Origin of the sequence: Autumnicola patrickiae (assembly GCF_031846525.1) — a bacterium.
Lineage (GTDB): Bacteria > Bacteroidota > Bacteroidia > Flavobacteriales > Flavobacteriaceae > Autumnicola > Autumnicola patrickiae.
The window spans coordinates 12,225-29,656 of the sequence record NZ_JAVRHM010000033.1; the positions used below are offsets into that span (position 1 = coordinate 12,225).

General features: G+C 36.6%; 21 protein-coding genes and 1 pseudogene. 13 read left to right on the plus strand and 9 right to left on the minus strand.

The features are described 5' to 3' along the window. Window positions 1-4: 4 nt before the first annotated feature. Genes RM549_RS18180 through RM549_RS18205 form a run of 6 tightly spaced genes read left to right on the plus strand, consistent with a single transcriptional unit; the run spans window position 5 to window position 4,155 of the window. Window positions 5-574 carry a conjugal transfer protein gene (locus RM549_RS18180; protein WP_311687402.1) on the plus strand — a complete coding sequence of 190 codons (570 nt, stop codon included), beginning with the start codon at window positions 5-7 and terminating at the stop codon, window positions 572-574. A 2-nt stretch (window positions 575-576) separates the two neighbouring features. Next, on the plus strand, window positions 577-1,419 hold the full coding sequence (locus tag RM549_RS18185) for a hypothetical protein (RefSeq protein ID WP_311687404.1): 843 nt from the start codon (window positions 577-579) through the stop codon (window positions 1,417-1,419). After that, window positions 1,416-2,030, plus strand: coding sequence for a conjugal transfer protein TraK (locus RM549_RS18190; protein WP_311494655.1), 615 nt, complete (start codon window positions 1,416-1,418; stop codon window positions 2,028-2,030). The genes RM549_RS18185 and RM549_RS18190 overlap by 4 nt, the downstream gene beginning before the upstream one ends. Further along, window positions 2,020-2,949 (plus strand): conjugative transposon protein TraM, encoded by a 930-nt coding sequence (traM, locus tag RM549_RS18195; RefSeq protein ID WP_311687407.1) that lies wholly within the window; start codon window positions 2,020-2,022, stop codon window positions 2,947-2,949. Before RM549_RS18190 ends, traM begins: the two co-directional genes overlap by 11 nt. Then, on the plus strand, window positions 2,946-3,785 hold the full coding sequence (locus RM549_RS18200; RefSeq protein WP_311687409.1) for a DUF4138 domain-containing protein: 840 nt from the start codon (window positions 2,946-2,948) through the stop codon (window positions 3,783-3,785). Before traM ends, RM549_RS18200 begins: the two co-directional genes overlap by 4 nt. 7 nt (window positions 3,786-3,792) lie before the next feature. Next, on the plus strand, window positions 3,793-4,155 hold the full coding sequence (locus tag RM549_RS18205) for a hypothetical protein (RefSeq protein ID WP_311687412.1): 363 nt from the start codon (window positions 3,793-3,795) through the stop codon (window positions 4,153-4,155). Window positions 4,156-4,159: 4 nt separating this feature from the next. Here the strand turns inward: RM549_RS18205 and RM549_RS19555 are convergent. The 9 genes and pseudogenes from RM549_RS19555 to RM549_RS18255 form a co-directional block, all read right to left on the minus strand. Beyond that, window positions 4,160-4,986 (minus strand): annotated as a pseudogene (locus RM549_RS19555) (nucleotidyl transferase AbiEii/AbiGii toxin family protein). Then, complete coding sequence (locus RM549_RS18220) at window positions 4,944-5,735, minus strand: type IV toxin-antitoxin system AbiEi family antitoxin domain-containing protein (RefSeq protein WP_311687418.1); 792 nt, start codon at window positions 5,733-5,735, stop codon at window positions 4,944-4,946. Before RM549_RS18220 ends, RM549_RS19555 begins: the two are co-directional and overlap by 43 nt. A 128-nt stretch (window positions 5,736-5,863) precedes the next feature. Beyond that, window positions 5,864-7,444 (minus strand): type IV secretory system conjugative DNA transfer family protein, encoded by a 1,581-nt coding sequence (locus RM549_RS18225; RefSeq protein WP_311687420.1) that lies wholly within the window; start codon window positions 7,442-7,444, stop codon window positions 5,864-5,866. A 12-nt stretch (window positions 7,445-7,456) separates the two neighbouring features. Then, window positions 7,457-8,488, minus strand: a complete 1,032-nt coding sequence (gene mobB / locus RM549_RS18230) for a MobB family relaxase (protein WP_168025959.1) — start codon at window positions 8,486-8,488, stop codon at window positions 7,457-7,459. Window positions 8,489-8,499: 11 nt separating this feature from the next. Beyond that, window positions 8,500-8,880 carry a BfmA/BtgA family mobilization protein gene (locus RM549_RS18235; protein ID WP_311687422.1) on the minus strand — a complete coding sequence of 127 codons (381 nt, stop codon included), beginning with the start codon at window positions 8,878-8,880 and terminating at the stop codon, window positions 8,500-8,502. A 431-nt stretch (window positions 8,881-9,311) separates the two neighbouring features. Further along, window positions 9,312-9,509 carry a hypothetical protein gene (locus RM549_RS18240; RefSeq protein WP_311687424.1) on the minus strand — a complete coding sequence of 66 codons (198 nt, stop codon included), beginning with the start codon at window positions 9,507-9,509 and terminating at the stop codon, window positions 9,312-9,314. An 11-nt stretch (window positions 9,510-9,520) separates the two neighbouring features. Continuing rightward, window positions 9,521-9,970 (minus strand): JAB domain-containing protein, encoded by a 450-nt coding sequence (locus tag RM549_RS18245; RefSeq protein ID WP_311687426.1) that lies wholly within the window; start codon window positions 9,968-9,970, stop codon window positions 9,521-9,523. A 73-nt stretch (window positions 9,971-10,043) separates the two neighbouring features. Next, window positions 10,044-10,400 carry a single-stranded DNA-binding protein gene (locus tag RM549_RS18250; protein ID WP_311687428.1) on the minus strand — a complete coding sequence of 119 codons (357 nt, stop codon included), beginning with the start codon at window positions 10,398-10,400 and terminating at the stop codon, window positions 10,044-10,046. 10 nt (window positions 10,401-10,410) lie between these two features. After that, window positions 10,411-10,557 carry a hypothetical protein gene (locus tag RM549_RS18255; protein WP_311687430.1) on the minus strand — a complete coding sequence of 49 codons (147 nt, stop codon included), beginning with the start codon at window positions 10,555-10,557 and terminating at the stop codon, window positions 10,411-10,413. A gap of 411 nt (window positions 10,558-10,968) precedes the next feature. Here RM549_RS18255 and RM549_RS18260 point away from each other — a divergent pair, with 411 nt between their 5' ends. The 7 genes from RM549_RS18260 to RM549_RS18290 form a co-directional block, all read left to right on the plus strand. After that, window positions 10,969-11,193, plus strand: coding sequence for a hypothetical protein (locus RM549_RS18260; protein WP_311687432.1), 225 nt, complete (start codon window positions 10,969-10,971; stop codon window positions 11,191-11,193). A 632-nt stretch (window positions 11,194-11,825) separates the two neighbouring features. Next, on the plus strand, window positions 11,826-13,160 hold the full coding sequence (locus RM549_RS18265; RefSeq protein WP_311687434.1) for a tyrosine-type recombinase/integrase: 1,335 nt from the start codon (window positions 11,826-11,828) through the stop codon (window positions 13,158-13,160). Between the two features lie 472 nt (window positions 13,161-13,632). Next, on the plus strand, window positions 13,633-14,478 hold the full coding sequence (locus tag RM549_RS18270) for an SDR family oxidoreductase (protein WP_311687436.1): 846 nt from the start codon (window positions 13,633-13,635) through the stop codon (window positions 14,476-14,478). Then, window positions 14,475-15,209, plus strand: coding sequence for an Atu4866 domain-containing protein (locus tag RM549_RS18275; protein WP_311687438.1), 735 nt, complete (start codon window positions 14,475-14,477; stop codon window positions 15,207-15,209). Before RM549_RS18270 ends, RM549_RS18275 begins: the two co-directional genes overlap by 4 nt. Before the next feature lie 25 nt (window positions 15,210-15,234). Beyond that, window positions 15,235-16,140 (plus strand): helix-turn-helix domain-containing protein, encoded by a 906-nt coding sequence (locus RM549_RS18280; RefSeq protein ID WP_311687440.1) that lies wholly within the window; start codon window positions 15,235-15,237, stop codon window positions 16,138-16,140. A gap of 1 nt (window position 16,141) precedes the next feature. Further along, window positions 16,142-16,948: a helix-turn-helix domain-containing protein gene (locus tag RM549_RS18285; RefSeq protein ID WP_311687442.1), complete on the plus strand. Its 807-nt coding sequence runs from the start codon at window positions 16,142-16,144 to the stop codon at window positions 16,946-16,948. Window positions 16,949-17,017: 69 nt separating this feature from the next. Next, a partial coding sequence (locus RM549_RS18290) for an SDR family NAD(P)-dependent oxidoreductase (RefSeq protein ID WP_311687444.1) occupies window positions 17,018-17,432 on the plus strand: 415 nt, incomplete at its 3' end.

Here is a 17,432-nt window from a genome sequence, read left to right on the forward strand (position 1 = left end):
AATCATGAAGAATTTACTTTTAACCTTAAGTCTGATACTATTTGTGAATGCCAGTTCCGCCGGTCAGGGAATGCCCGTGTACGATAATACGAACTTTATCAGTCTTGTAAAGTCGCTGGTCGAATCTGCTAAGCAAACCTCACAACTTTTAAAAACTGCTGAATTCCTGAAACAGCAGAAAGAAAATCTTGAGAAGGTGAATACGGTCGTGAAGCAACTGAAGGCAGTCCGCGAAATAGGGCGAAACAATCAACGTCTTATCGGGATAATGCAAAACGATCTAAGAGAAATCCTAAACTCGCCCTATATCAAACCGGAAGAAGTTACGCGGGTATCGGAATCTTTTAATGCCATTGTAGATAATTCTTTGGAAACAATGGATTTCATAGATGAAATCTTGTCCAGCGATTATCTAAAAATGAGTGACGGGGAGCGTACAGAAATTCTTCAGGAAAAGGAAATGCAGTCCAGGGAAATGGTTGTGGAGATCAATATGAAAACCAAACGCTATCGGGATATCATTTCTTTTAGAAAGATGCAGGATAAGATCAATAATCGTGAAACAAATTTTTAGAGATGAGTGCTAGCATCCTTTTAGTTATTGGACTGGAATATGTCGATGCGGTTTTCCAGACCATACAGGACAGTGAATTTTCACAGTACACCATAGTGGGAATGAAAACGCTTGCTGTGCTCTTTTTCCTTGTGAACATCCTTAAGAAATATAATGAAGGTATTGCCGATAAGGAAGGTTATACATGGGGACTGAGTCCCGGGGAACTTGCAAAGAATTTTGCAGTAGTGCTACTGGTAATTTTTTCCACACAAATCCTAGGCTTTTTTGATGGAATTCTAGTGGCCATTGAAGATCGTTATCGGGATACGGCTCCTGCTTTACTTCCCTTGCAAATGCAGGACATACCCATTGAAGAAGATGTAAACATACTGGATGCCGTAACAATGGCCATGTCTTTGTTGTACGAATTCTTAATTACTCCCTTGTATGGCTTTAAAATGATAGCTTTTATTTTAAGTCTCCTGTTATGGATATTGGACCTGTTCATCTACCCATTATTTCTGGCTGAACGCTACTTTTTATTGGGATTGATGCAGGCTTTTTTTCCACTGGTCATAAGCCTGGCAGTCTTTGAAAAATTTCGTTCCCTGGCCTATAACTTTTTCAAACTATATGCAGCAGTCTATATGCTTGTTCCTGCATTTTTCCTGGTAAACGTTTTTATCAATGCAATTTACACAGAAATTAATACCAACTTCTGGACAAACTTGTTCGGTACAGACGTGGGTAGTGGTTTTTTTGCCCCGGTAATTGAACTGGGATCTATTGGGTTTATCGTTTTTCTGAAGTTTAAACTTTACAGGCGGGCAACTTCTTTTACACTAAGACTTTTTACATCATGAAAACACCTTATCAAAATATATATGCCGTGTTAAAGCTAAATAGGTTTGTAGTTATTGCTGTAGTTATTTGCGCATTCTCTTCGAGCATCTTTTCAGGATGGATAGCATTTTCCATTAATAAAAGAGCACTGAACAGTGCCTTTGCGGTTAATACAAACGGAGAGGTAATCCCGTTAAAACTGGTTTCCCAAAAAGAAAACTTCAGGGTGGAAGCACTGGCACATTTGGAGCTATTTCATAATTACTTCTATAACATCGATGCCAGCAATTATGAGAAAAACCTTGAAAAAGCGCTTTGGCTGGGAAACAGCTCTGTCGACAACCTATACCGTCAGAAGAAAGCTGATGGTGTTTACAACAGGTTGATTCAATATTCGCTGGTTCAAAAGGTACTTAGTATAAACTCTGAAGTAGCCGAACAAGAAGGAAAGTACAGCTTTAAAACCATTACGATTTTTGAAATCAACCGCGGATCCGTGATCGATACATATGAGCTGGTTTCCACAGGAAACCTGATCACTGTAGATCGAAACTTTCCCAACAACCCTCACGGGTTGCTTATCACTAATTACTTTGAAAACACTTTAAAGAAACTAAATAATGAAAATTGAAAAGAATAAAATAGTGTTTGGGGCTGTAATCGCAGTAATTCTCCTATTTCTAATTTCCTATTCGCTAATGATTATGGGCGATGACGAAAGTGAGAGCCAAAATTTGAAACAAACTTTGGTTCCTGAACTGGAACAGGAATCGAAGGAATATGATTCCAAACTTGATGCTATAAATGATTTGAGGGAAGTACGGGAAACCAATGCTCCCAGTATTTACGATGAGAAGCTGATAGATTCACTGGGTTTCTATGACACAGAACTGACCGAAAAGGAAAAGGAAAGGATTGTTGACAGTATCTATGAATCCGGACGTATAAAATATTCAGAAGGAATAGACCAGGAATTTACGCCAGAACAAAAGATTACCACCCACACTCCTCAAATGGAAGTTGGAGAGATAGAGCAGGAGCAGAAAATCGAGGCTAAGGAAATGGGATTGGAGCATCAACTGTTCTTTGCCTCCTCTCCTAAGCGAGACAGTAGGCTTGTTGCAGCAAATACCCATTTGGTTATATATGCTGTAGTCGACGGGAACCAGGTCGTCAAAGCCAATTCCCGCCTCCAGATGCGCCTGACATCGACAGCCAAGATCAATGATCAATGGATTCCTAAAAATACTATTGTCTATGGCTTTATCAACTTTAAGCCTAACAGGACATTGGTCGAGGTTAAAAATATAGACCATCATCCGGTAAACCTGAAGGCTTTCGACCTCCAGGATGGCAGCGAAGGTATTTATGTGGTAAACAGTTTCCGGGCAGAGGCAACCAGTGAGGTTCTGGATGATATCATACAGGACATAAATATTCCAAGTGTGCCACAAATTAGTGGAATAACCAAGGTTCTTAGGCGCAATAACCGGAACGTAAAAGTAACCATACTTAATGATTACAAACTAATTTTAAAATCTGAACTATGAAAACTAATATCTTATTCCTCCTGTTTTTCACCTCTTTTGCATTTCGTCCTTGTTTGGCACAGGAAAGAAAAATCCTCGACACCATTTTTGCAAATGACCAAAAAAATGTGGCCCTGTTCTTTCCGAAACCTATACGGCAGGGAATAACAGGTTCTGACAATTTTGTTTTTACTTATAACCGGGAAGCGGAACAATATTTCGGACTCTTACAGGCCACGCCTGGAAAAGAAAGTAATCTTCTTGTAGTCAGTTCAAATGGTTCGGTCTTTTCGTATATTGTAAAGTATAAGGAACAGCTTAATCAGCTGAATTATTTTGTTTTAACATCTGATACTATCGGCAATGAAAAGCCTGTGGTCATTGATGAATCGGAGATAAATAAGGAAGAGCTTAAAGAAAGGGACAAGACCTACTATTACGATAATTTTTGCTCCTTTCTGGTTAATCGAACACAAAGAATAGGACGATTAAAAAAGCGAGATCAGAATATTGTGTTAAGCGTTGAAAATATAGTATTTGATAAAGAAGAGCTTTATTTCGTTATCCAGATCGAAAACAAATCATCCCTGGATTATGATGTGAATTTCCTGAATTTCGGAATTGAGACCAGGCAAAAAGGAAAAAGGAAATCCTCTCAGACCATCTATGAAAGACCTCTTTTTAAGTACAGTATGCCTTCCAAAATCAGAGAAGGTGATACAGAAAAACTGGTCTATGTGCTACCTAAATTTTCTTTGGGAGATGACCGCAGAGTCATTCTTGAACTGAATGAAAAAAACGGCGGGAGAAGTATAAAATTAAAAGTACCACATAAATATATCAATAACCCTAACTAGAAACGTCATGAAAAAAGTCCTCCTGTTTTCCATCATTATAGCTCTGATAGCTTGTACTGAAAAACAAATGACCCACACCGAAACGGCTAAAATTGTTGCGGAAAGTTTTTATTACAATGATGATGCTACCCTGGAAAAATACACAACCGCCGAAAAATATGCTGTCTTGTCAAGTATCCAGGGATTGTTTGCTGAGAATGAAAACACCGAAATCAATTTTGAAGTTATTGAAGACGCCATCCATGGTAATGTAGCCTGGGTTCGCTATTCCACTTCGTTCGAAGAAAAACCTGGAGTTTTTAAATTAATTAAGGAAGAGGGGCAGTGGAAAGTAACGGAAAGAAAGCCAAGGGAGGAAGTGCCTTTTTGAATAATCACATTCTTGGAATAATGGCTTCTTTTAACCATTTAAAGGCAGCTTTTTGATCATAGCGAATTTCGGACCGCAATAGACCTTCCATATCGCCTGTAAAACCCGGATCATTTTCCTTCCCTTCTATATTCTGTAGAAACTCTTTTTGTGAAGGAGCTTGTCCTACAGAAAACTCCATATAGACGTTGAAGCAGTTTATGATTTCATCAACATCCAATTTCATATTCCGGCGGGAATAATCCAGATCAAAAAGATCCCTTCCTTTACTTCTCTGATATAAAGCCCTCAACTTAGTTCCTAACAGTTCATTGATGCTATAGGTTTTTATATCTGCTTTCCCTGAAAACCAGGGATTATTGATTTCAAAAGGAAAACTAACCCATTCCAATACATTAAAATGTTCTTTACAGTTGATTCTAACTTGAGCCGGCGACGTTCTCCTTCATATTCCGAAGTAAACCGATATAAAGCCTTTGCTCCGTGCCCCTTTACCTGTGTGCGCCGATCCTCTTCAAAAAAAGTAATTACTTCACCAATGCGCTTCATTATAGGTTTGATGGGTCCCTCTTTGATTTGCACGAGATCAATATCTTCTGAATATCGTGGAGCAGGATCCAAATACAGTTTATGTAAAGCGGTACCACCTCGAAAAGCTAAATTTTCCCGTAAAAAATCATCAGAGAAAATTGCCACCAATGCCCTGCTAATAATTAAATCTTGTTCAACTTGTGCAAATTCTTTCCATGGGGAGTTTTTCTGCCATTGGGCTATGTAAGGTCTTGAAATCATAAATCGCTTTCTAGTTGTAGGTTGGTATCCACCTTCCATTTATTATCTACCGCCCCAGGTTTTTGCCTGGTATCAGGTTGCAATAATACCGGATATGTTTTTTGTTTTTTCAGATGTTCAAAAATCGAATCGCATAATGAATTCTCTGGATCTACTTCGGAAATCAAAAATCCCATCCGCTGTAAGGTAGCATTTTGACTATACCAACCTAGTAAATCATTAAGATCATTTTGGTTTACATCTTCCAATAATTCTTCTATTGTGGATAGCATCCGGCTAAGGCCACCCAATTTATTCTGATAATGGACAAGATCTGCCATTGTCAAAGCAGGACTGGAAATATGGTAAATCCCGGCATCTGATTTTTTGGAAAGAATATTTTTTTCCGGCCAGGCAGAGGTTGTCAAAAACCGAATATCAATAGCCGATTTTTGGATGTCCAACAATTTAGGTGCTTGAGTCATCACGTAATCGCGTTGGGCTTGTTGATGGCTTGCCCCATATGCTTTAGCTGCACTATAAAATCCCAAGTAGTACCTGCGCCCTAAGTAATCAAAAAGTTTATGGATATATAGACTGATTGGTAATTTTCCAAGACTGGAATATCTTGGCGTAAGTATGAGGTAAAAGCCTTGCCGGAGATTAAACACTTCGTCTTTTTCAATCAAGCGGGCCAATTCTCTTAAAATCGCAGTTTTTCCTTTCCCGGTTTCACGCAAAAGCTCATTCATTGAGAATGCATATTCTTCAACGGCTAAAAGTTTTTTGATGTATTCTGCAACAAGCATTTTAGTATTTATTCGATAAATATACCGAAAACAGGTATAACACTAAAATAAATTCTAAAATTTATTGGTGCAATTGGGTTATGAACGCCTAAGTAATTTTTAAGTACATGATCCGAGGAATTTAAGTATTATTGAAATATCGATTTAGCCTCTTGGTAAATTCTACTAAAGTTAGCCTCCAAATCAACCTTTGAAAATTGCCTCTCCTCCTGAGGAACCTGCCTATGGATTTTTTGCAATTTAAATTGCACTTTTTTATCCTCCCCATCCGCATAAGTTATAAACTCCCCCTGTTTTAAGCGGAAAAAGGAATCCGCTCTGATTTTAGGAATTTCCCGTTCCCCGGTGGTAATGCGAGTATCAAAATCAAGGCTGTATCCACGGTTTATACTGGTAGTTTCTTTTTTTACGATTTCAAAGAAGCGTTCATAGTATTTTGCAGTATCAGGATCATTCACCTTTCCAAAGAACTGATAAGAAAGGTTGCTCAAAATGGCTTTGCTCGCCTTGTCCCCATACATCATATCGTTTTGGATCTTGTCCTGCATTACGTAAACTGTCGCAATATCATAACTTCTTAAAGTGGCCGGAATTCGGTGCATATTTAACAACCGAATTGTCGGTGCTTCTTCCATCAACAAGAAAGAAGACTTACAATTGCGCACACTCATTTGTTTAACTATTGTATGAATTATTGTGGCAATAACGGGAGAATAGGAGGTCTCAAACTTTGGATTGTTAATTACGGTAATCACGGCAGGATTTTCCGAGCTATTAATATTTAATGGTACTTCATCTGCGGAAAGTGCCATAAAAATATTTTGTGTGCTTATGCGTTTCAGAGCATTGGCCAATGTACTCTTTACCCCTGCTGTCTGCCTTTCGGAATCTTTGCCGCTGATAAAGGCATCTGCCATAGCCCTGGAAGTCGTATTGGTCTCCAAAAATTTTATTAAGCTATCCGTGTCCAAAAATTGATATATAGCAATTAGATGGGGTAAAGTGCAGAATTTAGGATAGGATGTTTTCAGTTTCCAGATCAATCCACCTATTAATCCTTCAGCTGCATCATTAAAAAATTTAGTAGTCCCGGTCGTTCCTGATTCCCGCTGTTCCAGAAGATTTTCAATAAGTACTCGGGAAATCTCATTTACACTTTCTTCGTTTTCGAGATACCGGGGTGCAATGGGGTTTACCCTATGGATGATTTTGTCAAAGGAGATAATACGAAAAGGAATATCCGGATTTTTAAAAAGCGGGTATACCATTTCGGTGAGTTCAAAATCCTTATAGTCGTGAATAACCCCACAGAAATTATGTTCCTGAAAATGTTTTAAAAAACCATAAACCACGCTTTCGGTTTTTCCACTTCCGGCAGACCCAATAATGGAAGCACCGCGCCTGATGTTTTCAATTTTAAAGCTTTTCTTATCTGTTTTGAAGGTTACACGATATTTTTCAGATGTATTTTGTTTTAGATCCGTTTTATGCAGAAAAACGTAAAATACGGTATTAGTCAGAAATAGAGGGCAACCCAAATAAAGTATTGCTTTTATCGTATTATGCGGATAATACAGATAAGCTATCAATCCCAAAAGAAACACCGTATTTAAGATAAAGGCATATTTTGAAATTCGGTACAATCCATAAAATACTGAAATTGTCAGAACAATAATCAAGAGTATATGGTGTAGATTAATTAATTCCATTATATTTTTCCTTTAGATACCTATTGAACTTGATTTTATAGCGATGTCCACACCATGGCGCAGGCGGTTGAATATTTTCATTGCCATTTGTGCCTGTGTAACCGGAATACTTGGTAACATTGGAACACCACTTTCCTTCATAATTTTAAAAGCAATCGCCCTTTCATTGGTGGGCAATTTCATCAGCGATGCAAAATATATTTTAGGGTTTTTGATAAAATCCTTTCGAGCCTTGTAGGTCTCGGCAAAGTTTCTTTGATAGACAAAAGTCCTGTCAAAGGTCTTTTCTGCCCGGTCAAAAAATTGATCACGGTCAAAGCCCCGTTTTACATTCTTACCATGCATCTGGACTTCCGAGGCCTTATGCTTGCTCCCAGGAGAAAGACTGAAAGTATTGGATGCATCCTTTCTGCTTACGATGATATGGATATGACTTTGATTTCCTGCCTTGGGCATCCCCTGGACTATTCGCTTCCCGTCCTGTTGGTGCGGAGCCTCCTTTTCCAATCGGTCAATTTTATTCTGCAATAGTTTGATATAGCCTTCAGCTCGCCCCTCTTTAATGTTTCTGATTTCTGTTTTGAGCTGCAATATTTTGGTAGCAAAGGGTTGGTTCTCCCTAATCTGCCAATCCGTTCCCTTGAACGTTCGGTGGTGTTCTATTTTCGCATAATATTTTATATCATCGATGCTAATCGGTCTTCCGTTGATTTCACGATAGAAGGATGCCACATAGTCCTTCATCAGTTCACGGGTGTATCTTTTTAGATCCTCACTGTTGTTCTGTAACCGGTTCAATTCATATTTGGAAGGGCTCACCGTGATCGAATAGAATTTCGGTTCGGTCTTTTTGAGTTTGGCACCATTCCCATCAATTTCCTTTACAACTTCATCCGCTGATATTTCCTCATCATATTGATTGAAAAAATATTCCATAGCTCCCTGTTCCAAACCCTGGTTTTCTTTCTCCAGATAGCCCACAAAATCCGCTGAACTTTGCGAGTAATTGTTCCCTAATTTTTGAGGTGTGATGGTGATGTACATAGCTCAAAAATTTACAGTTCGCTGTTCCCATTTAGCTTTTCTCCAAAGCGTACTTCATTCTTTTCTTCAATGATTTTCTTTTCCAAAATCAACGGTTTCTTTTTGGGTTCTTCGGTTTGAAAAAGAGATTCCAACATTGCCACAGTGGGTTTGGTCTGGCTCTTTTCCATATCCCGCATTATCGCAATCACCGCATTGATACGTTTCTCTAGGGAAGCTTCGATTGTTCTTCCCGTAGGCCCCAATTTTTCCTTTGGGGAAATCTCATTGTAGAAGAAAAAATCGAGCATTGTTTCCAATGCTTCTGTGTGCGATTTGAAGTGTGTCCTTGAAAATTCCTGAAAACGTTTTGCCGTTTCCTTTTTGAACCTGATGCCGATAAATGAGTCCATAATTCGCCGATTTGTCGCAAATCCTTCCCTAAAAATGGGCGTTCGCAGGGCATTTGTCGCAAATTGTAGAAGGTCATGAATTTTATATTTTTTCAAGTTGCTGAATATCAGCATTTTGAAAACGAAAAGGAGTGCTTAACATCGCAGCGCGTGTTACCCTCTTGCTACTCCTTTTCGTTCGCCACAGGCGAACAAAAATTCCGTACAATTTGGTCAAAAGCCAATTGCTAGTTCCAGGGAAATAATTTCCTGTTATGTATTTTATTGATGGGTACGGTTATCGGCGAAAGTCAAAAAATGGATAACCCTACGTAAAATTAAATGCTGAATTTCAGCGAAATAAAGATAATGATTTTTATTGAATTGAAAATAATTGAAAAGAAAAACACCTCCAAATTTCTGGAGGTGTTTGACTATAAAGTTTAGGGAAATTAGATGTTGAATATGAAAGTATAGGAATATAAATTTCGCAAGGCTTCTTCCTCCACCATCGTCTCAAAGCAGGTATAATTTTCTCTTACGTATTTGCGGATATCATCCCCAAATTTTCGTTCCACATCCTTTTTGGAATTCTCCAAAAGCCGTTTTTGAACCTCTTCGTTCAGGTGTGAAAAATTAAGATAGATCACAAGCTTTCCATTTAAAGGATTCCTTCATCTGCAAAACTGAAATAATTTCCATCAGGTGTCAGGATCAAATGGTCCAATACCTTAATATCAAATAATTCCCCTGCCTTTTTAATTTTTTGGGTCAGGCGTTTATCGGGTTCACTCGGTGTCAAGGTTCCGCTCGGATGGTTGTGTGCGAGGATTACTGCCGTGGTAAGGCTTTTGAGTACTACGGCAAATAATATCCTTAAGTCTACCAAGGTGCCGGTAATGCCTCCTGTAGATACTTCATAAATACCTTTTACCTTATTGGCATTGTTCAGCAACATTATTTTAAAGGTTTCGTGCAGTTCGATATTGTTTTTGTTCCATTGCCCGTAAAGGAGTTCGGCTGCATTTTGTGAGGAAGTTATTTTGGGAAGCTGATTTGTTTTAAGGTTTCCACTATAACTAATTGCGATTTCATTAACTTTGGTTTCCATTATGATCTAATTTAAAAGGTGAATAATGAAAGAGGGCGCTACTTTCCACAGAGTCGCCCTCTTTGTTTTTTATTTACTCGGCTGTATTATTGCCGTTCTTTACGCCTAACAAAAGGATTTCATTGGCCTCCACTTCGGTAACATAACGCTTTACGCCTTCGCTGTCCTCGTAACTACGGGATTTCAATTTTCCGCTAACTCCAATTTCCTTACCCTTTCCTGCATACTTCTCAATGATTTCTGCAGTTTTTCCCCAGGCGATTACGGTATGCCATTCCGTATTTTGCACTTTTTCGCCCTTCTCGTTTTTGTAATACTCATTGGTGGCAAGTGAAAAACGGGCTACTTTTTTACCGTTTTCAAGGTTGGTAATGGTTGGTTCCTGACCAACATTTCCAATTAGCTGTACGTGATTTTTAATAGTACTCATAATAAAAGAATTAAAGATTAATTAATAGACTACCTGAACCTTTCAGGCAGTTTTCGTTTATATTTTTTTGAAGCGATTTACTTATTGTATCTTGAGCGTTTTCCTTTTTTTGTTTTTTTGGCCCCGCTTCCTTTTTGATGTTTTTGTACGATTTCATAATGTTCATTTTAGATTTACTTCCCGTAGTGCCGTCGCTGTTACCTTTTTTTGTTGCTGATACATTTTCAATATTTGGAATTGATAAAGACTTATAAAAGGGAGGCACGACCGGTTATGCAGTCTGTTCAACTTCCAAATGTTGGTATTTTGCTTACAAAAAAAGGGAAGGGACAGTGACGGCGCGGAAGTGGGTCTAAAGTCTTTATGTGAAGTACAAAAACATGGGAAGCGCGGCCAAATGAATAATGGAATTCCGATAGAGCGGACTCCATTCCCGATTTCGATTTGGAATGAGGTGCGCTTCCCAGCATAGCGGGAAGGGCTAACGAAATGGAAAGGAGAAAATGGGGATGGTGTCCAAGACTTTTATAGTGAAGCTCTTTCCCCGCAATGGAGCTTTTTCTGCGGAATGAAGTGGGAATGTGCTGAACGGGTTATGAAAGTGGATTATCCTCTTGAAGTAGGATTTAAAGCGGACTTAAGTAAAAAACTTATTCCGGTAATGGAGTTATTCCGCCTTTTTGCGGAGATAGTGGAATGGAAGAATAAATTTTTGCTTGTGTCCAAGACTTTTGTAGAGAAGCATTTTTCCCGTAATGGAGCTTTTCTGCGCAATGGAGCGGGAATGTGCTGAACGGGTTATGGAACCGAATTTCCATTCTTAGCAGGATTTATCCGCATTTAAAGCGGACTTGATTTTAAAGACAGAGATTGGGAATGTAGCGCTCCTGCCTTTTTTCGGTGAGGGTAGCGAAATGGAAATCGAAAGCTTTGAAGTTGTGTCTAAGATTTTTTAATTGAAAAGTATTTCTCTTAATGGAGCTTTTTCTGCGGAATCAAGGGGAATGGGCGTAAGAATTATAAAAAACGGGATCCGTTACTCTACAAAAAAGTTGTTCTAAAGCTTTAGTTCATACATTCGGCAATAGTAAATACAGGCAAATAATGTTAATTAGCACTATTTCTTATTACCCATATAAATACTCAAATTGTTGTACCTATGTTGTACCCAATCCATAAAAAAAGGCTTCACATTTCTGTGAAGCCTTGTCTTTGCTAGTAGCGGGAACTGGACTCGAACCAGTGACCTTCGGGTTATGAGCTTGACACTTAGCATCATTAAAATAACACAAAACCCCTCATAATCAATTGTTTTAAAGCTATTTAATATTTTATATATTAGAATAAAATCATCCAAAATCAAATTATTCTGTACTTATTCTGTACTAGTTTTTAGTATCTTTGTATTATTCTAAAAAGGTTATTATGGCAAGTATCAAAATTGTATTGCGTAAAAATATGATGAAAAAGGATGGAACTATTCCTTTGGCTATAAGAATTAGTGAAAACTACAAGACAAATTATAAATGGCTTGGTCAATATGTGTCTGAAAAGGACTGGGACAAAGTTGCCGGAAAAGCTAAAAGAACCCACCCAAATCATAAAAAACTAAACAACTTTTTGATGAAGAAGTTGACAGAAGCTAACGATCTCTATTTTGATTCTAAAGATGATAGTATTACACCCAAACAGGCTAAACAAAAACTGAAAGGACCCGGAGGCTCTAAATCATTTTTTTCAGTTGCTGCTGAACGCGTTAAAAGCAAATATGATCGTGGAACTTTCTCAGTAGCTAAATCTGAGCTTTCTATATTATATAACATTGAAGAGTTTTTAACACTTAAATCCTCATCACCCAAAAAGAAGGTGATTGCAGATATAAAACAAAGAAGAAAGGACAGGGTTAGCAAGTCACGTAAAGGCGAATATTCCTTTATGGACGGGATTAATCATTTCAAGAAAAACAAGACCTTGAAATTCCGGGATATCGATCAGGCATTTATAGAAAGATATAAAACTTTCTGTTCTGCCTACTTGAATCAGAAAACACGTACTATATCAAATCAACTAATTTTTATAAGAACCCTTTTTAATATTGCTATTAAAGATGGGATTGTTGCTTCTAAATTTTATCCGTTTGCAGGAGAAAAAGAAAAGATACGGATTGGTTCTGGCAACAAAATCGGTCTTACGATTAAGGAAATTGAAAAAATAGAATCATTGGAATTTGAACCTCAATCATCAATCTGGCATACACACAATGTATGGTTAATTGCTTTTTATTTTGCTGGAATACGCATCTCTGATGTGGTAAAATTAAAATGGGCAGATTTTAATGATAATAGGCTTTACTATGTTATGAATAAAAATGAAAAGCCCTTAAGTCTTAAAATTCCAGATAAAGCCAATACCATATTAAATTATTACAGAAAGAACCAAGCGGAAAATAACGGATATGTCTTTCCTTTCTTAAAAGATGCCAATTCTAACGATGATGAAGATGTTTTTAGGAAAACTAGAAATGCGACAAAACTATTTAATAAATACCTTAAGCGTATAGCTAATCAATGTGGTATTGACAAGAATTTATCAAATCACATTGCCCGGCACAGTTTTGGAAATATTGCTGGAGATAAAATACACCCTTTAATGTTACAAAAATTATATCGCCATAGTGATTTAAAAACAACTCTAAATTATCAAGCTAACTTTATCCATAAGGATGCAGATGATGCTCTGGATAGTGTAATCAATTTTTAAATACAAGGAGTTCCATTAAGATTAAATTCCTGATAAAATAGTCCTGAAGTAAATCTTTCTTGAAATAACACTTCTTTTTTAAAAGACCTAGTTATTCTTTTCCCTCATTCTTATTAAGCCACCAAATTTACTAATAGGAATTAATAAAGAGCAAGCCTAAGGTTGCTCTTTATTTTATGAGATTGATTCTATTGCTTATAAGTTGGTCTCCACCAAAGCCTATTTCCTCTTCGAATCAGAGAAAAAATAATCATTATATCTAAAAAAAGCTACCAACTATTTTTGACCACATTACCTATTTTGAAAAAATAATAAAATAGCGGTTTAATATCTTACTGTCCAAAAAAGCAATCAATAGTTTTAATTTATCAAATCGTTGTTTTGATTATGTAATTCATTGATATGGATATTTGTAATACCTAATCAAATGCCAATTTTGTAGTGTAATATTTTAACACTAAAAACTTAAAAGATGAACACAAAAAAAGTATGGTTTATAACAGGTGCATCAAAAGGTCTGGGATTAACATTAGTCAAAAAATTATTAGCAGAGGGATTCAGTGTTGCCGCTACTTCAAGAAATAAGCAATCCTTAATTACTGCTATTGGAGAAGAGAATAAAACATTCTTACCCATTGAAATGGATTTAACCAAAAACCAAGATGTTAAAAAAGCTATTGAAGCTACAATTAATCATTTTGGCAAGTTAGATGTTTTAGTCAATAATGCCGGCTATAGCCAGATTGGAACATTAGAAGAACTTTCAGAAGAAGAAGTAGAAAAGAATTTTAAAGTAAATGTATTCGGTTCATTAAACGTTATTAGAAATGCCACACCGTATCTACGCAAACAAAACTCTGGACATATTTTCAATATCGCATCCATTGGTGGCTATACAGGTAATTTTGCTGGTTTTGGTATTTACTGTTCCACAAAATTTGCGGTTGCTGGATTTACCGAAGCATTAGCTGAAGAAATGAAACCGTTTGACGTACATACAACTTTAGTTTATCCAGGTTATTTTAAAACGAATTTTTTAGCCGAGGGCTCTGTTCAAACACCTGCCAAACCCATTGAAGCTTATAAAACTGCTCGAGAAATGGAACAGGCACACTTAAAAGATATTAATGGGAATCAACCCAATGACCCAGAAAAAGCAGCTAAAATTTTTATCGCTTTAAGCGAAAAAGAGCAACCACCCATACACTTTTTTATGGGAGAAGACGCCTATCATTATGCAGATCTTAAAATTGAAACTATTCAAAATGCGATGGCAGAGAATAAAACTTTAGCAACTTCAACAGGATTTAATAAATGAAAACTTCAATAGCAACACAATTGTTCACCTCTATGTTACTTTTATTAGGTAACACGGCCTGTAGTCAAGAAATGAATCAAGCGGAGAGGAATAAAAATACGGTTAAATTAGCATTTGAGAAATGGACAACTTCAGAAAGTAGTTTTTTTGACCTGTTAACCAATAATGTAGAATGGACGGTGACTGGGAAATCACCTTATTCTGGAGTTTATAAAGGCAAAAATGATTTTATTCAAAAAGCAGTGATTCCAATTACATCTAAATTAAAAACCAATATAAAACCAGCATTAATAGCAATTACAGCAGAAGATGATGTGGTTTGGTTAAATTGGAAAGGAACGGCAACCACGATAACAGATGAAACATACGAAAATCATTATGCTTGGATGCTTATTTTCAAAAACGACTCTATTGTAAAAGTTACCGCTTTTTTAGACACCTACGAACTTTCTAAATTAAAAGATATGTCAAACAACATTATTGAAACCATTGAAGAATCCAAAGCATACATTGGTATGTGGGTAACAGAAGATGGTAATATCCGTCACGAATTATTGCCTAACAATCGCTATGACGAAGCAAGAGGAAATAAGAAAAGTGCTTACCAAGGCGACTATAAGGTTACTGGAAATCATATTGATTATAAAGATGATACTGGATTTACAGCAGATGGAGAATTCAAAAATGGAATTTTGTATCACGCAGGAATGATACTGTACAAAGAAAATTAATGCTTAAATTTATTGAATAAAAAAAATGCATCAATTTAAATCCCTTAGTGAATTTCATAGGTATAGTAATTTACCAAAACCAGAACATCCATTAATTAGTTTAGTAGATTATAGTAAGGTTAATTACCCTACAGATTCAGATGAAATTAAGTGGGTACAAGATTTTTATTCTATTGGATTAAAACGAAATGTAAGTGAGAAATTTAATTATGGTCAGCAACCGTATGATTTTAATGAAGGTGTATTGTCGTTTGTGGCACCACAGCAAATTCTAAACATTCAAATAAACCAAAATATAGAAGTAAAGTCGTCTGGGTGGTTACTACTTATTCACCCAGATTTTTTGTGGAATACCCCATTAGCCAAAATTATTAAAAATTACGATTTCTTTGGTTATGCTGTGAATGAAGCTCTTTTTTTGTCAGAAAAAGAAGAAAATATTATTATAGCTATTTTAAAAAATATACAAAGAGAATACCAGGCAAATATTGATAAATTCAGTGAAAATATAATTATTACCCAAGTAGAGTTATTGTTAAATTATGCTGAACGTTATTATGAAAGACAATTTATTACTCGGAAAATCAACAATCATCAAATCCTTGTAAAGCTCGAAGAAAAATTAGATAGTTATTTTAATAGTAGTGATATTCTAATTAATGGAGTTCCAACGGTTACACAAGTAGCAAACGATTTAAACCTTTCGCCTAATTATTTAAGCAGTATGTTGAAAATAATTAGCGGCCAAAGCACGCAACAACACATACAGAACAAGATAATTGAAAAAGCCAAAGAAAAATTATCGACCAACGAACTTTCGATCAGTGAAATTGCCTATGAACTTGGTTTTGAATATCCGCAATCCTTCAGTAAATTATTTAAGCAAAAAACAAACCAAAGCCCGATGGCATTTAGGGCGAGGTTTAATTGATATGATAAGCTATACTGAAATTTTTCCAACCCGCCAGGAATTAAAACCTTACATTGAAAGTTATGTGATATTAGCCCTTCATACGACCAAAATAAATACTAAGGTCTTTTTGTCGAGACCCGGGGCCACTCTGTTGATATCTTCTATTCCTTTCTCCGCTAACAAGCAAACCATAGAAACGGGGGTGCTTTTAGGTATATCCGGCGGTTCCAAAATCTTAAACTGGAAAGAAATGGCAACCGCACGGGGACTCATAGTAAAATTTTCTCCCTACGGTTTGAGTCGCTTTACGGATATTCCTATGGAACATCTTGGCAATGAAGCACTATCGGCTTCTTCAGTTTGGGGAAATTCTTTTCGAAAAACGCAAAACGAACTCATGGAAACAGCACATGTTACTACTCAAATTGAAATAGCAGAAGCGTTTTTGATGAAACTATTCATCAAACCAAATGAAATTGACAAACGCATCTTTAGGATAGCGGATAATATTAAAACAAAGGACACCTTCAATTCGCTAGAATCCATAATAAAGGAAATACCATTAAGCCAACGCCAAATAGAAAGAAGGTTTAAAGCACTTATGGGTGTCAATATTCAAACATTCAATAGAATCTGCCATTTCGAAAATGTAAAGTCCTTGTTAATGGAGAAACAACCAATAAGCCTTACCGAAGTTGGCTATCAGGCAGGCTATTATGATCAGGCACATTTTATAAGAGAATTTAAGCGGTTTACAGCTTACAGTCCCAAGAGTTTTTTTGAGAAAGCCCCTTTTTACAGGTACATTTCAAAATTAAATGACTAATAAGGAAGTCGTTCCTGTACAATTTTGATAAAAAACCTGTTGCTTTCTTTGCCCTAAATAAAAAGTGATATGGGAAAATTAAACATTGTTATGACAGGTGGCACCTCTGGTTTTGGGGGGATCACTGCAAAAGAGTTAATAAACAACCCTCATACAAGGGTGTTTTTAGGAAATAGGAACAAGGAAATCCAAGGTGCAGAACACATTCCGCTGAATTTAAATAGTTTGGAGAATGTCCGTTCATTCGTTTCAGAAATCACAAAAAAAATCAAACCTAAAAAAATTCAGGTACTTATTTGCAATGCGGGTTTGAACCATCCTGATATTAATTCAAGAACAGTTGATGGTTTTGAAACGACTTTTGCGGTGAACCATTTAGCTCATTTTTACTTATTAAGATTATTGATGCCCTATTTGGATACCAATGCTAGAATCATAATGACTACAAGTGGCACTCATGATCCTTCTGAAAATGCGATGGTAG